The organism is Spirosoma pulveris, assembly GCF_054781875.1.
Map to the genome: position 1 here is coordinate 241,348 of NZ_BAAGTO010000004.1, position 14,371 is coordinate 255,718.

The following is a 14,371-nucleotide window of genomic DNA, read 5'->3' on the forward strand; positions in this document are numbered from 1 at the left end:
TGGCTTTTTGATTTTACAGGAGTTCAGTATATTGGGTCATTTACCGCTCAACACACTGTTTATGCTTCGTAATACGTTTACCAACCTCCTGATAAGTCTGGGTCTTTTCGTTGCCGCATCCACTCAGGCTCAAACCCTTACGGCTGATACCGGCTGGCTCAAAGAAAAGCTCAATAACCTGGTAGTTGATAAGGAAGATTCCGTAAACCCTCAGTTCGACTTCACTGACTGTCAGATGAGCATGAAGGTCGATACAAAAGAAGAAGGAATTAGGGTTAAGCTGGACATGAACTGGCCGCTGAAAGAAATTAAAAAGGTAAGTTACAAGCCAGCCAGCGGGGGAACTTACACGCTGGTACTCGATATTCCCGGTGATAAGGTAAAAGGAAAAATGAAAGTCGGGATTTTCTCTAAAAAGATCCGTTCAAAAGGAGAAGATGGGCACACCTCCTTCGATCTGAAGACTACGGACGAAAAGCTGGTGCAGGACATGAAGCAGCACTTCGAAAGCGCTATCAAACAGTGTCAGGCCAAATGAGCAAGTAGTTCGCCGGGGCAGGGGAGGACTGTCTGGGCAAAGTGTCTGAACAAGCACCGACCTTCGTATCTAGCTAAACAGGCGTGACGGCGAGCAGAATACCCGACAGCATCAGCAAGCCGTCTACGCCGATATAATACAGATAATCGGAAGCCTTGCGCAGAAGCCGCTGGGCCAGCAGGGTCAACAAGCACATGGGCAGCCCTATACAGAGGACGTTCCAGACCGTAAAGCCATGCTGATACAACGCCACCAGAGTCAGGCCAAAAAAGAAAACGACACTGTAAAAAAATCGGTATAACTGTGCATCGGTTAGTCGGGAAGCCAGGGTTAGCCACCTCGATTGGCGATCAACATCCCGGTCGCGGTAGTCGAACCAGAGCGCGATACTGTAGATCAGCAGAAATCGATTGAGAAACCAAAGTGCCATCAGGAATCCGGTAGGCCGTTGAAGCGGAGAAACGACGAGAAAAGGCAGCACGACCGTAACATACGTCCAGACGAAGGTAAGATACAAGCTTTTCAGGATCGCAATTCGGCGGATGGCCCGGAAGGGTGGGCTGTCGATTTTGGGTGCCGAATACAGAAACGTAATCAGCACTACGGGTAGCAGTTCGATCAGATACACCCGCAGGTACCACAACATCCATACACCCGTTAGCGCAGCCCCTATAAACAGGCTCGCCAGAATTGATCTATACTGATAATTCCAGCGGCCCCGTCGGGTGTAGTCGGCGGACGAATCGGTCAGGAACCAGTGCAGCGAGTAACTGCCCAGCGTACCGACAAACGTAAACAGCAGAAACGATTCCGGTAAGGTGAGCCGAAACAGCCAGGCGGTGGTTTGGCACATCACGACCGCACAGATGGCTATGTAGACATTGCTGAAAAGAAGAAACTCCAAAATGATGGTGGAAACCCTGGCAATCCGCCTTATCATCCCCAAAATATAAGCCGTTGTCGTTATCATCAATTGGCGTCCCGCAGGTGTTAGGGGAAATTCCTTTTACTAACAGAACTGGTAGAAAATGGTTTATACGGGTAAAGGCCACGGACAGAATCCGGTCCTGTTGGTAAACAGTATATTATGAAATTACCCCCGACGATTAGCGTACTCTTCCTGTTTTCTCTGTTTTGCCTGACGCCCGGCTGGAGCCAGCAAGTTCTCGAAAAACCCCATTCAACTACACTGAACCTGGCTGGTCCGGACGAACAGTTCGGGCCGTTATTTGACGCCGTCCAGTTAAAGGCTGTTTTCCCGGACTCTAAAACATTTGCCGATTGCACGCCTAAATTTCCGGCAGCGACCATTCTGGCCAACTACGAAAGTGCGCGGCAGCGCAAGGATTTCGATCTGAAAGCGTTTGTTCTCCAAAACTTCACCCTGCCTGTCAAACCGGCCTCAGGCTATACGAGTAAGGCGGGACAAACGGCCCAGGAGCATATCACCGACCTATGGCCCGTACTTACCCGGCCTGCATCGCCCGCTGCCCAAACAGGCACACCCGCCGGTTCATTGATTTCATTGCCGAAACCGTATGTGGTTCCCGGCGGGCGGTTTGGGGAGATCTACTACTGGGATAGCTATTTCACCATGCTGGGCCTGAAGGCCTCCGGTCAGACGACCCTGATCCGGAACATGATCGACAATTTTGCCTACCTGATCCGAACGTTCGGTTTTATTCCGAATGGCAACCGGACTTACTTTTTAGGCCGGTCGCAGCCGCCGTTTTTTTCCTTGATGGTTAATCTGCTCAGCGAAGTGCAGGGCCGCCGGGTGCTGGTTACCTACCTGCCTGAGTTACAAAGAGAGTATAATTTCTGGATGGACGGCCAGGAACAATTGACCGCCGAGCACCCGGCTCACCGGCGGGTGGTGCGGCTGGAGGACGGCGTTTACCTGAATCGCTATTATGACGATAAGATGACACCCCGGCCGGAGTCGTACCGGGAGGATGTTCAACTGGCCAAACGCACTAAAACGCCGGCCATACTGTATAAACATATCCGCGCCGGGGCCGAATCGGGCTGGGATTTTAGCAGCCGATGGTTTCGCGATGGAAAGAACCTGAGAACGATTCATACAACAGACTTCATTCCCGTCGATCTGAATGCGCTCCTATATAATCTGGAACAGACGCTGGCCGAAGGCTACCGGCTGAAGGGCGACAAAGTCCTTTCGAAAAAGTACACGGTTCTGGCGCAGCAACGACGTGACGCTATTCAGCGCTATTGCTGGAATGCCAAAAACCAGTTCTTTTTTGATTACGATTTTGTAGCGGAAAAACCGTCGACGGTTTATTCACTGGCAGCTGTTTATCCACTTTTTGTTCGGATTGCGACACCTGCCCAGGCGCAGGTAGTAGCTCAAACGCTGGAAAAATCGTTTTTAAAGCCTGGGGGGTTGACAACAACCCTTGTTCGCACCGGCGAGCAATGGGATGCGCCCAATGGCTGGGCACCCTTGCAATGGTTAGCTATTCAGGGCCTTCGAAACTACAAGCAGGTTCCGCTGGCTACCAAGATCAAAATGAATTGGGTAAACGAAAATCTGCGGGTTTATAAAGCCGCCGGCAAAATGGTGGAGAAGTATGACGTTATCAGCACCGCAGGGGCAAAGGGCGGAGAGTACCCTAATCAGGACGGCTTCGGCTGGACAAACGGGGTGCTCTTAAAGCTACTGACCGAGAAATAGTCGACGTTGAGTTGTAGTGCCGCCGGGAGTAATCAATACGTCATCTCTCCCGGCGGCACTACAGCTAAAAGCAGAAAAAGCCGCCTGAACTAAATCAAGCGGCTTTTTTTGTAGTCCGAGAAGGATTCGAACCTCCACAAACAGAACCAAAATCTGTCGTACTACCCTTATACTATCGGACTGTTTTGTAATTGCGAGTGCAAAGGTACTTTATCTGATGGGTTAAAAGCAAGCACTGGCACAAAAAAAAAGCCTTTTTTATGCCAGTACGTAGCCTTTTAGTTGATTTTCAGGAGCCTATACAATCTTAAATACCGGCAATCGGCGTGGCAGGACTGATCTTTTTTATCAATCCCTGCAGCACTTTACCCGGTCCGCACTCATAAAACTCCGTAGCGCCGTCGGCTACCATGCGTTCAACGGACTGGGTCCACCGCACGGGTGAGGTCAACTGAGCAATCAGGTTGGCTTTGATTTGTGCCGGATCGGTAGTGGGTTCGGCGTTGACGTTCTGATAAACCGGGCATCGGGGCGCACTGAAGGGCATATTTTGAACGGCTTCGGCAAATTCGGTCTGCGCTGGCTCCATAAACGGCGAGTGGAAAGCACCGCCTACAGCTAACAAAACAACGCGTTTGGCTCCGGCAGCTTTCAGGCGCTCTTCCGCCAGTTGGATACCCGCCACACTGCCCGAAATAACCACTTGGCCGGGGCAGTTGTAATTGGCTGGTACCACAATCTCTTCGGTAATTTCGGCGCATACCCGTTCAATGGCCTCATCGGCCAGACCCAGCACAGCCGCCATCGTCGACGGCACCAGTTCGCAGGCGCGTTGCATGGCCGTTGCCCGGACGGAGGCCAGCCGCAGTCCATCTTCAAAGGAGAGCACACCAGCGGCCGTCAAAGCGGATAGCTCGCCCAACGAATGACCGGCTACCATATCAGGTACGAAGGATTCATTGGTCAAGGCCATAACCACACCGTGCAGGAAAACGGCGGGCTGGGTATAAATCGTTTGTTTGAGGTCTTCATCGGTTCCTTCAAACATAATAGTGGTCAGATCATAACCCAACACCTCATTGGCCTGGTCAAATAACCGGCGTGCGGCTTCGGACTGTTGATAGAGGTCTTGCCCCATACCTCGAAACTGGGAGCCCTGACCGGGAAATACGTATGCTTTCATAATAAAGATGAACTAACTGATGGTGCAAAATAGCCGGATAATTATGGTTGTTCAAAAGGTAAATCCATGTTATCGGACTAATGTTCTGTTTATCATTGGTTTATTGGACGCCAAGCTGCCTGTTGGAAGCAGCAGCTTTATCGCCTGACAGCTATCTAATTAAAACCTTATCAAGTCGAACAAACATTTAGAACACACTGTTGAGAATGTAGAGCAATAATGCAATTTATACCGACTGTAAATAAAGTTATAAAACGGCTGATAATACCGCTTAACCTTGTTTCCATCGGGATTGTGCTTTAGCTTTGATGCGCCGTTTAAAGCGGCTTTTCTTCAATAGTTTACCACTAAATTTTTCGTGTCGTTCACCGTATGGCTTGGGTAACACAAACTCTGTCCAGCTCCCTCGGCCGCAAGGTCATTATGTCGCTGACGGGACTGTTTTTAAGTACTTTTCTGATTGTACATATGGCTGGTAATCTCCAGCTGTTCAAGGGTGATGGCGGGAGGGCCTTCAATGAGTATACGTACTTCATGACCCACAATCCGGTTATTATGACCGTTTCCTATTTGCTTTACACCTCGATTCTGGTTCACGCGCTGATGGCCTTCGTGCTAACGCGCCATAACCAGGCATCGCGGCCCGTGAAGTATGCGTACAGTAAGCCGGAAGCGAACAGTGACTGGTCGTCCCGGAATATGGGTATTTTGGGAACCATCCTTCTGTTATTTATCATTATCCACATGCGTACATTCTGGTACGAAATGCACTTCGGTTCGGTCCCAATGGCCGAATATGACGGCAAACAGTATAAGAATTTATACGCTGTGGTGCAGGTAGCTTTTGGGGAGTGGTGGTATGTACTCCTGTATGTTGTCTGTATGGTTGCGCTTGGGTATCACCTGGCTCACGGGTTTCAGAGTGGTTTCCAGTCGCTCGGTGTTCGGCATAAGAAATACACGCCCCTCATTGAGACGCTGGGTAAATATTTCTTTGCGATCATCATTCCATTGGCGTTCGCTGCCATGCCAATCTATGTGTTTTTACAGGTTCACCATATAATTTAATGGGTTAATGAGTGGATAACACAGAGGCTACTTTAGCTGGAAACGGTCTATTCACTCAGTCACTCATTCACTCATTGACAATTGGACAAATGAAACTGGAGTCAAAAATCCCCGCAGGTCCCTTAGCCGAGAAGTGGTCCCGGCATAAGTTTTCGCTGAAGCTGGTCAACCCGGCTAACAAGCGTAAATACGAAATTATTGTAGTGGGTACAGGGCTGGCCGGCGCATCGGCGGCAGCTTCGCTGGCTGAGCTGGGTTATAACGTCAAGGCGTTCTGTTTCCAGGATAGCCCCCGTCGGGCGCACTCAATTGCCGCTCAGGGTGGTATCAACGCTGCCAAGAACTACCAGAACGACGGCGACAGCGTATTCCGGCTGTTTTACGATACTATTAAAGGCGGTGACTATCGGGCACGCGAAGGCAATGTGCATCGCCTGGCCGAAGTTAGTGTTAACATTATTGACCAATGTGTAGCCCAGGGTGTTCCTTTTGCGCGTGAATACGGCGGTACACTGGCCAATCGTTCGTTCGGTGGTGCTCAGGTGTCGCGTACGTTCTACGCTCGGGGTCAGACGGGTCAGCAACTGCTGTTGGGTGCTTATTCGGCGCTGAGCCGTCAGGTAGCCAACGGGAAAGTGAAATTGTACCCACGGACTGAAATGCTCGACCTCGTGGTTGAAGGTGGTAAGGCTCGTGGTATCATTACCCGTAACCTGATCACCGGTAAAATCGAGTCACATTCGGCGCACGCTGTGTTGCTTTGCACGGGTGGCTATGGCAACGTGTTCTATCTGTCGACAAACGCGATGGGCAGCAACGTGACGGCTGCCTGGCGGGCACACAAAAAAGGCGCTTTCTTCGGGAACCCCTGCTTCACACAGATTCACCCAACCTGTATTCCGGTATCGGGCCACTACCAGTCGAAACTGACGCTGATGTCGGAGTCGCTGCGGAACGATGGCCGGGTGTGGGCACCCAAGTCGAAAGAAGACGCCGTACGCATCCAGAAAGGCGAAATAAAGCCGACGGATCTGGCCGAAGACGCCCGCGACTACTTCCTAGAGCGCCGTTATCCGGCCTTCGGAAACCTGGTTCCCCGCGACGTAGCCTCGCGTAACGCCAAGTACGTTTGCGACGAAGGTCGGGGTGTGAGTAAAACCGGTCTGGCCGTTTACCTGGATTTTGCCGATGCCATCAAGCGTGACGGTCGGAAAACGATCGAAGCCAAATACGGTAACCTTTTCGAGATGTACGAAAAGATCACCGGCGAGAACCCGTACGAACTGCCGATGATGATTTACCCTGCTGTTCACTATACGATGGGCGGTTTGTGGGTCGATTACAACCTGATGACGACGATTCCTGGCCTGTACGCGCTCGGCGAAGCTAACTTCTCCGATCACGGCGCTAACCGCCTGGGTGCTTCGGCGTTGATGCAGGGTCTGGCCGATGGGTACTTCGTTATCCCGTACACCGTTGGTGACTATCTGGCAACGATCGGACCGGCGGATAAAATCCCCGTTGATTCGCCAGCCTTTAAGGAGGCTGAACAAAAAGTACAGGCTCAGATTCAGAAGTTACTTTCCATTAAAGGGGAGCGCCCTGTTGACGAACTGCACAAGGAACTGGGCCACATCATGTGGGAATACTGCGGTATGTCGCGCACGGCCGAAGGGCTGAAGCTGGCCAAGCAGAAAATCCAGGCCCTGAAAAATGAGTTCTGGACCAATGTAAAAGTGCTGGGCGATTCTGACGAAATGAACCAGGCACTGGAGCAGGCTGCTCGCGTAGCCGACTTCATTGAGCTGGGCGAACTGATGGTGGACGACGCGCTTAACCGCGAAGAGTCCTGCGGTGGTCACTTCCGTGAGGAACACCAGACACCCGATGGCGAAGCCCTGCGTGATGATGAAAATTTCGCCTACGTTGCTGCCTGGGAGTATCAGGGTGATGGTCAGCCCGAAGTGCTTAATAAAGAGATTCTCGAATTCGAGAACGTGAAACTGACACAGCGGAGTTATAAATAATAGTTGGTAACCACTGACTGTAATCATGAAAATTAACCTAAAAGTCTGGAGACAGAAAAATAACGATACGCCGGGTAAACTGGTTGATTACCATTTGGATAACGTATCGGAAGATATGTCTTTCCTGGAGATGTTCGACGTCTTGAACGATTCGTTAACCCGGAAAGGTGAGGATCCTGTTACGTTCGACCACGACTGCCGCGAAGGTATTTGCGGCATGTGTTCAATGTACATCAACGGTCGGGCGCACGGGCCGCAAACCGGTGCGACAACCTGCCAGCTGCATATGCGGTCGTTTAGCGATGGCGACACCATTGTGGTTGAACCATGGCGGGCACGGGCGTTCCCGGTCATCAAAGACCTGATGGTCGACCGGTCGGCGTTTGACCGGATCATCCAATCGGGCGGATACGTGTCTGTCAATACGGGTTCGGCGCGTGATGCTAACGAAATCCTGATTCCCCGCACCATTGCAGACGAAGCGATGGACGCTGCGGCCTGTATTGGTTGCGGTGCCTGCGTAGCTGCCTGCAAAAATGCATCGGCTATGCTGTTCGTTTCGGCAAAAGTGTCTCAACTGGCTATTTTGCCACAAGGGCATTCGGAGCATAAGGAACGGGCTGAGCGGATGGTAGCGCAAATGGACGCCGAAGGATTCGGAGCCTGTTCGTTTACAGGTGCCTGTTCGGTTGAGTGCCCAAAGTCTATTTCACTCGATCATATTGCCCGCATGAACCGCGAGTATCTTGGCGCCAAGTTGTCTTCCGAAAACGTTCAAGGCTAAGCAAAGCCTTTTATTAGTAAGTAAGTCCGACGTTCTGAACTGAACGTCGGACTTTTTTTATGGGTGTCCGGCAGGTGTTTTAGGGTAATGGGTGCTGAGTAAACAGGGAATAAAATCAGGTAAAGCGTTTAGTTCAACGTGCTATTGATGATGCATTTGGGAAGATCAAAAATTGTATTTCTAAAATTAGTAATCGGCTACTTAGGCTAATTCAGAAAAGGTCGTGTAGCTTTGTCTCCTTATTAGTGGATTATGGCGAGTGAGCTTTTCAACCGCAGGGATATCCTTGCTTATTTTATTGTTGCCGCAATAGGCGCTTCCTTACAACTTGTAGCGGGCAGTTTATTTCAGGAGTGGTTTCAGTTTAGTTACGAACAAGCCTTGCTGGCTGGTTACGTCATTGCTTTTGTGGTGGGCTTCTTTCTGACAAAGCTTTTCGCCTTCAATGCCAAGAACTCAACCAAAACCCAGCGGGAAGCTATCAAATTTACACTAGTCTCTATCGTTTCGTGCTTGATTACGGTCTATGGCTCTTCATTCCTATACGACTACTCGGTTAAGAAATTTGAGGTTATAACCCTTGTCGTTCCCTTTTCGGTAAAGCTTGTCAATGTTAATAAATTAGTCGCTCACACGACAGGCATGGGCGTGAGTTTCTTGAGTAATTACGTATTGCACAAGACATTTACCTTCTACAATACTGGCTTTTACGAACGCCTGAAACGGCTGTTGAACTTGTAAGGCCGGATCGTTCAGCCATCGAGCCGATCCCGGATAGAACACCTCCTTTCTTCCTGAGAACCTTTTCCCTGTGGATAACCAACCAAAGGGTTAGAAATCCTTGTGGCCTTTCTTTGCTAAACAGGGCTGACAACTAAGCACGGCTCCATAGAAAGACTTATCTGCTGGCTGACGGTTGAGCAGAAGGGATGATTACGGGTTATAACACGCTGGCTCATAAGGCCCTGCTCGATTGTAGGGCTGCTATTCACAAGACGCTTTGCCATGGACAGACGGAATTTTATTACGATTGGTGCGACGTCCCTCAGCCTTTTGCCGCTAGCTGGATTTACAGACGTTTACGCTAGCGCAGTTCGCAAACCGGCCTGGCTGCTCGACTGGATTGCCATCAACGACCGACAACTGCCGAACTATGGGCTCATAAAGGTGACGGATGCGAACAGCCCGTATGTTGGAGGCTACCTGAACGATGCCGACATGCCGAACCCGCAATCCACAAGCGGGTTTCTGATGAAAGCCGGTATGCTGTTCGCAACGCCCGAATCAAGCTATCACCAGTCGGCCAAACTGCTGTCGGAAATTGAGGCTGCGGCTCAATGTATGCTCAAATTTCAGCATTCGGACGGTACGATCGATTACCTCGACACGAACTTCCATTCAACACCCGATACGGCCTTTGTGCTGGAAAATATCGTTCCGGCGTATAGATTCCTGAACGAGTCGAATGCGAAAGGGACAGGTACCGCCCTGGCATTGCTGAAAACATTTCTGACCAGGGCTGGTGATGCGCTGATTGTAGGAGGCATTCACACACCTAACCACCGCTGGGTCGTCTCGGCAGCGCTGACCAAATTAAATGAATTGTTCCCCGATCTACGTTATACAAAACGCATCGACCAGTGGCTGGCCGAACATATCGACATCGACCCCGACGGACAGTTTAACGAAAAGAGCACGAACAGTTATTCGCCTATTGTGGACCGGTCGCTGATTATTATGGCTCGTGGCCTGAAAAAAACGGAATTGTTCGAGCCCGTCCGCCGGAATCTGATGATGACCCTGTATTACGTACATCCCAATGGCGAGGTGGTTACGGAAGGGTCGAATCGGCAGGATAAAGGCACGATCGGCAATATGTCACGGTATTATTACTGCTACCGCTACATGGCGTTGCTCGACAAAAACGGCGAGATGGCGGCTATGTGTCGGCTGATTGAAAAGACCACACCGAAAGAGCAGCTGGCTGGTTATCTCGATTATTTCCTGGAAGATCCTACGCTCTGGAGCGAACTGCCCGCCAGCAAACCGCTGCCAACGAATTACGCCAAAGCCTTTCCGTATTCGGGTGTGGTACGAATCCGGCGAGAGGGGTGGGATACTACGCTGCTGTCGAATAATGCAGCCTGGTTGACCTTTCATAAAGGCAATGCCGTTTTGCAGGGAATGCGTGTAGCTGCGTCGTTCTTTGGCAAGGGGCAATTTCAGCCTGCCAAAATTGAGCAGCAGGGCAATACCTGGGTGATGCGCCAGTCGCTGGAGGGGCCGTATTACCAACCCATAGCCGCCGATAAAATTGATGCTAACGGCGACTGGGATAAAATGCCCAGAACCGACCGGCCTCAAAGTGAAATTCAGAAACTTGACACCACCGTTACGATCACCGAAGCCAATAACGGGCTGCGAATCGACATCGACCTCTCGGGGACGGATAATGTTCCGGTAGCCTTGGAGCTGATTTTTCGGCCGGGCGGCACGCTGGGGGGCGTTACCAAACACCCTAAAAAAGACAATGCCTTTGTCTTCTCCGACGAAGCGGGCACGTATACCGTTGGTGCCGATACCATCCGGTTCGGGCCGGGTAAAGCGGAGCACAAAGGTGTGCAGCTGCGGGGCGCGTTACCGGCGATGGATGCGCCAACCGTTTATTTGACCGGGTACACGCCGTTCAAACACAGTATATTCCTGGGGTAAACTGCTGATGATAGAGTTTGTGGTAAACTACCCCACCCCAACCCCTCCCCTTGAAATAAGGGGAGGGGCTAAAAGTGATCAGACGGAGCCCCTCCCCTGTTTTCAGGGGAGGGGTTGGGGTGGGGTAGTTTGCCATACAAACTTATCCAAATCCCTAACTATATTCTCCTGTCAGGAGAAACTGACTGTTCCAGGCATGAGTCGATTGAGTCGTTTACTTTTTTTGCTGCTGCTTCCTTATTTGCAGTCGTTCGGGCAAAGTCCTTCCCATACACTCTGGTACGAGAAGCCCGCGACTGTTTGGCCGGAAGCGTTACCACTGGGGAATGGCTACATGGGTGCTATGGTATTTGGCGATCCAACCCGAGAGCATCTGCAGCTAAACGAAGGCACGCTTTATTCGGGCGACCCGACCGGGACGTACAAAACACTCAATGTGCGGAAGGAATTTAGGCAGGTCAGCGCGTTGCTGGCGGCCAAAAAGTATCAGGAAGCACAGGCGCTGATTGCCCGCGAATGGCTGGGCCGAAATCACCAGCTCTACCAACCCATGGGCGATTTCTGGATCGACATTGACCACAAAAAGGAGGCCATTACAAACTACAAACGTCAGCTCGATCTGGCAACGGCCACCGCTACGACGCAGTACAAAGTCGGCGCCACTACCTACACCAGAACCTATTTTGCCAGCTATCCCGACCACGTCATTGTGGTGAAACTCGCGGCAAATGGTCCCGGTAAAATCAATTGTTCGCTCCGTTTATCGACGCCCCACGAGTCAACAGCCAGCTACAGTGTACAAGGTAACACGCTGACGATGCGGGGAAAAGTGCCCGGTTTTGGCCTGAGACGGACGTTTGAGCAGGTTGAGAAATTGGGCGATCAGTACAAATACCCCGAAGTCTACGAGAAGAACGGCCAACGCAGACCGGGCATTGAGAACATGCTTTACGACCAGCAGATAAACGGCCTGGGTATGGCGTTTGAAACGCGGGTAAAAGCTATCAATACCGGCGGACGTATCAGCCGGAACAAAAATACGCTAACCGTTCAGGATGCCTCAGAAGTGGTCTTTGTACTATCAGCGGCCACCAGCTTTAATGGCTTCGACAAAAGTCCGGCCTACCAGGGCATTGATCCCAAACCGATTCTCGATCAGCGGTTTAAAACGATCGCGAGAAAGCCCTACGCTGCCTTATACCAGACGCATCTGGCCGACTACAAAAGGCTATTCGACCGGGTTGACATTCAATTAGCGGCCGAAACCGAGCAATCGAGACGCCCCACCGATCAGCGCGTCGAGCTTTTTGCAAACGGAAAAGATCCATCGTTTACGGCGCTCTATTTTCAGTTCGGGCGTTATTTGATGATTGCCGGGTCGAGGCCGGGTGGTCAGCCACTCAACTTGCAGGGCATCTGGAACGACCAGATGACACCTCCCTGGAATGGCGGCTACACCATTAATATCAATGCCCAGATGAACTACTGGCCCGCCGAACTAACCAACCTGTCGGAGTGTCAGGAGCCGTTTTTCAAGGCGGTGAAGGAGCTGGCCATCAACGGGCGCGAAACGGCCCGGAACATGTACGGCAACGACGGCTGGGTGGCGCACCACAACATGGACATCTGGCGTCATGCCGAACCCATCGACAACTGCAACTGCGCCTTCTGGCCCATGGCGGCCGGGTGGCTGACGAGTCATTTCTGGGAGAAATACCTGTTCAGTGGCAATAAGGAATTTCTGAAAAAAGACCTGTTTCCCCTTCTGAAAGGGGCGGTTCAGTTTTATCAGGGCTGGCTGGTGAAAAACGAGCAGGGTTACCTGACAACGCCGGTAGGTCATTCGCCCGAGCAGAATTTTCTGTACGAGGGCAACAAGCAAGCCACGTTCAGCCCCGGCCCAACGATGGACATGGCCATTGTGAGGGAGTCGTTTTCGCGCTATGTCGAAGCCTGTAAAGTGTTGGGTGTGAACGACGATTTTACGGCTAGTGTCAAACAGAACTTAGCGCAGTTGCTGCCGTACCAGATTGGTAAATACGGCCAGTTGCAGGAGTGGCAGGACGATTTTGAGGATGCAGACGTGCAGCACCGCCACTTCTCGCACCTCTACGCCATGCATCCCAGTAACCAGATCAATATCCAGTCGACACCCGAGTTGGCGGCTGCGGCCAAGCGGGTCATGGAACGTCGGGGCGATGGTGCAACGGGCTGGTCGATGGGCTGGAAAGTGAACATCTGGGCGCGTTTGCACGATGGCGATCACGCGTTATCGCTGCTCACGAATTTGTTCAAACTCATTACCACCGAGAAGACGCATATGGCGGGTGGCGGGACGTACCCCAACCTGTTTTGCGCCCATCCGCCGTTTCAGATCGACGGAAATTTCGGGGCAACGGCAGGTATTGCCGAAATGCTGGTGCAGAGCCACGCGGGCGAAATTCATCTGCTCCCCGCTCTGCCGCAGGCCTGGCATACGGGCAGCGTAAAGGGCCTCAAAACGCGTGGGGGCTTCACCGTCGACATGGAATGGAAGGCGGGCAAGTTGACCAAAGCCATCGTGCATTCAGTCCTTGGGGGCACCTGCCGAATTCGGACAAATGAGAAGATGAGCGTGCAACCGGCCGGTAGTAGTGCCTCAGGAAACGTGAATCCGTTATTCAGCTTTGTCGACGCCGGGACGCCACTCATTAAAGGCCAAACGAAGTTAGGGCAGAGGCCTTTGGTAAATGGATTTACGATTGAGTTGAATACGGAGAAAGGGAAGACTTATGAGGTTCGATAGGCCACGTTTTTTGTCATCCGGCGTTTTTGTCATCCCTCCTGACGTCGGGATGACAAAAACGCCGGATAATATAAGTGCGAGATGGCAAAAAATCCTTTGTGATGACAAAAAGTAGAGTCGAGAATTTTAAAAACATAGTACGATGAATAAGTATGCTTTCTATGTCTATATCGTTACAAATCCCGAAAAAACGGTGCTGTATACAGGCATGACAAACGACTTAATCAGGCGATTACAGGAGCACTATGAGTCGAGAGGGCAATCCGAGAAATTTGCGGGTAAGTATTACTGTCATTGGTTAATTTATTGGGAACATCATCAGTACGTAAACAACGCAATCATGCGTGAAAAGGAAATTAAAGGCTGGAGAAGGGAAAAGAAAGTGGCTTTAATCAATTCAATAAATCCCGAATGGAGATTTCTAAATGATGATATTCAGCCATAATGAAAAGGCTTCTTTGTCATCCTGCTCCTTTTGTCATCCCGACGGTAGGAGGGATCTTCGCTAGGAGCAGGTGTTGTTGGCATTTACCGAAGATCCCTCCTGACGTCGGGATGACAAAAAAAACAACCTACAAC

Annotated in this window: 11 protein-coding genes and 1 tRNA gene; 9 read left to right on the forward strand and 3 right to left on the reverse strand. The window is 51.1% G+C overall.

Annotated features, from left to right (window positions below):
- Positions 1–61: 61 nt before the first annotated feature.
- Positions 62–538: a hypothetical protein gene (locus tag ACYVJM_RS16900; protein ID WP_461149402.1), complete on the forward strand. Its 477-nt coding sequence runs from the start codon at positions 62–64 to the stop codon at positions 536–538.
- Between the two features lie 73 nt (positions 539–611).
- Here ACYVJM_RS16900 and ACYVJM_RS16905 read toward each other — a convergent pair whose 3' ends face one another.
- Positions 612–1,508, reverse strand: coding sequence for a UbiA prenyltransferase family protein (locus ACYVJM_RS16905; protein ID WP_461149403.1), 897 nt, complete (start codon positions 1,506–1,508; stop codon positions 612–614).
- Positions 1,509–1,625: 117 nt separating this feature from the next.
- Here ACYVJM_RS16905 and treF point away from each other — a divergent pair, with 117 nt between their 5' ends.
- On the forward strand, positions 1,626–3,233 hold the full coding sequence (gene treF / locus ACYVJM_RS16910; protein ID WP_461149404.1) for an alpha,alpha-trehalase TreF: 1,608 nt from the start codon (positions 1,626–1,628) through the stop codon (positions 3,231–3,233).
- Positions 3,234–3,344: 111 nt separating this feature from the next.
- Here the strand turns inward: treF and ACYVJM_RS16915 are convergent.
- Both ACYVJM_RS16915 and fabD read right to left on the reverse strand, forming a co-directional pair.
- Positions 3,345–3,415 (reverse strand) — tRNA-Gln (locus ACYVJM_RS16915).
- A 125-nt stretch (positions 3,416–3,540) separates the two neighbouring features.
- On the reverse strand, positions 3,541–4,416 hold the full coding sequence (fabD, locus tag ACYVJM_RS16920; RefSeq protein ID WP_461149405.1) for an ACP S-malonyltransferase: 876 nt from the start codon (positions 4,414–4,416) through the stop codon (positions 3,541–3,543).
- A gap of 372 nt (positions 4,417–4,788) precedes the next feature.
- Between fabD and ACYVJM_RS16925 the strand changes: the two genes are divergently transcribed.
- The 7 genes from ACYVJM_RS16925 (at position 4,789) to ACYVJM_RS16955 (ending at position 14,237) form a co-directional block, all read left to right on the forward strand.
- The gene (locus tag ACYVJM_RS16925; protein WP_461149406.1) at positions 4,789–5,484 is read left to right on the forward strand and encodes a succinate dehydrogenase cytochrome b subunit; all 696 of its coding nucleotides are present in this window, start codon (positions 4,789–4,791) and stop codon (positions 5,482–5,484) included.
- An 89-nt stretch (positions 5,485–5,573) separates the two neighbouring features.
- Entirely contained in the window at positions 5,574–7,511 is a 1,938-nt protein-coding gene (locus ACYVJM_RS16930) for a fumarate reductase/succinate dehydrogenase flavoprotein subunit (RefSeq protein WP_461149407.1), read from the forward strand.
- A 25-nt stretch (positions 7,512–7,536) separates the two neighbouring features.
- On the forward strand, positions 7,537–8,295 hold the full coding sequence (locus ACYVJM_RS16935; protein ID WP_461149408.1) for a succinate dehydrogenase/fumarate reductase iron-sulfur subunit: 759 nt from the start codon (positions 7,537–7,539) through the stop codon (positions 8,293–8,295).
- Positions 8,296–8,547: 252 nt separating this feature from the next.
- Positions 8,548–9,036 (forward strand): GtrA family protein, encoded by a 489-nt coding sequence (locus ACYVJM_RS16940; RefSeq protein WP_461149409.1) that lies wholly within the window; start codon positions 8,548–8,550, stop codon positions 9,034–9,036.
- A 264-nt stretch (positions 9,037–9,300) separates the two neighbouring features.
- Complete coding sequence (locus ACYVJM_RS16945; protein WP_461149410.1) at positions 9,301–11,007, forward strand: hypothetical protein; 1,707 nt, start codon at positions 9,301–9,303, stop codon at positions 11,005–11,007.
- Between the two features lie 196 nt (positions 11,008–11,203).
- Complete coding sequence (locus ACYVJM_RS16950) at positions 11,204–13,792, forward strand: glycoside hydrolase family 95 protein (protein WP_461149411.1); 2,589 nt, start codon at positions 11,204–11,206, stop codon at positions 13,790–13,792.
- A 142-nt stretch (positions 13,793–13,934) separates the two neighbouring features.
- Positions 13,935–14,237, forward strand: a complete 303-nt coding sequence (locus tag ACYVJM_RS16955; RefSeq protein ID WP_461149412.1) for a GIY-YIG nuclease family protein — start codon at positions 13,935–13,937, stop codon at positions 14,235–14,237.
- The last annotated feature ends 134 nt before the right edge of the window (positions 14,238–14,371 follow it).

Excerpts from the sequence above, each read along its gene's own strand:
- ACYVJM_RS16935 (WP_461149408.1), top strand. The coding sequence starts at position 7,537 with ATGAAAATTAACCTAAAAGTCTGGAGACAGAAAAATAACGATACGCCG.
- ACYVJM_RS16940 (WP_461149409.1), top strand. The coding sequence starts at position 8,548 with ATGGCGAGTGAGCTTTTCAACCGCAGGGATATCCTTGCTTATTTTATT.
- ACYVJM_RS16950 (WP_461149411.1), top strand. The coding sequence starts at position 11,204 with ATGAGTCGATTGAGTCGTTTACTTTTTTTGCTGCTGCTTCCTTATTTG.
- ACYVJM_RS16945 (WP_461149410.1), top strand. The coding sequence starts at position 9,301 with ATGGACAGACGGAATTTTATTACGATTGGTGCGACGTCCCTCAGCCTT.
- ACYVJM_RS16930 (WP_461149407.1), top strand. The coding sequence starts at position 5,574 with ATGAAACTGGAGTCAAAAATCCCCGCAGGTCCCTTAGCCGAGAAGTGG.
- ACYVJM_RS16955 (WP_461149412.1), top strand. The coding sequence starts at position 13,935 with ATGAATAAGTATGCTTTCTATGTCTATATCGTTACAAATCCCGAAAAA.
- fabD (WP_461149405.1), bottom strand. The coding sequence starts at position 4,416 with ATGAAAGCATACGTATTTCCCGGTCAGGGCTCCCAGTTTCGAGGTATG.
- ACYVJM_RS16925 (WP_461149406.1), top strand. The coding sequence starts at position 4,789 with ATGGCTTGGGTAACACAAACTCTGTCCAGCTCCCTCGGCCGCAAGGTC.
- ACYVJM_RS16905 (WP_461149403.1), bottom strand. The coding sequence starts at position 1,508 with ATGATAACGACAACGGCTTATATTTTGGGGATGATAAGGCGGATTGCC.
- ACYVJM_RS16900 (WP_461149402.1), top strand. The coding sequence starts at position 62 with ATGCTTCGTAATACGTTTACCAACCTCCTGATAAGTCTGGGTCTTTTC.
- treF (WP_461149404.1), top strand. The coding sequence starts at position 1,626 with ATGAAATTACCCCCGACGATTAGCGTACTCTTCCTGTTTTCTCTGTTT.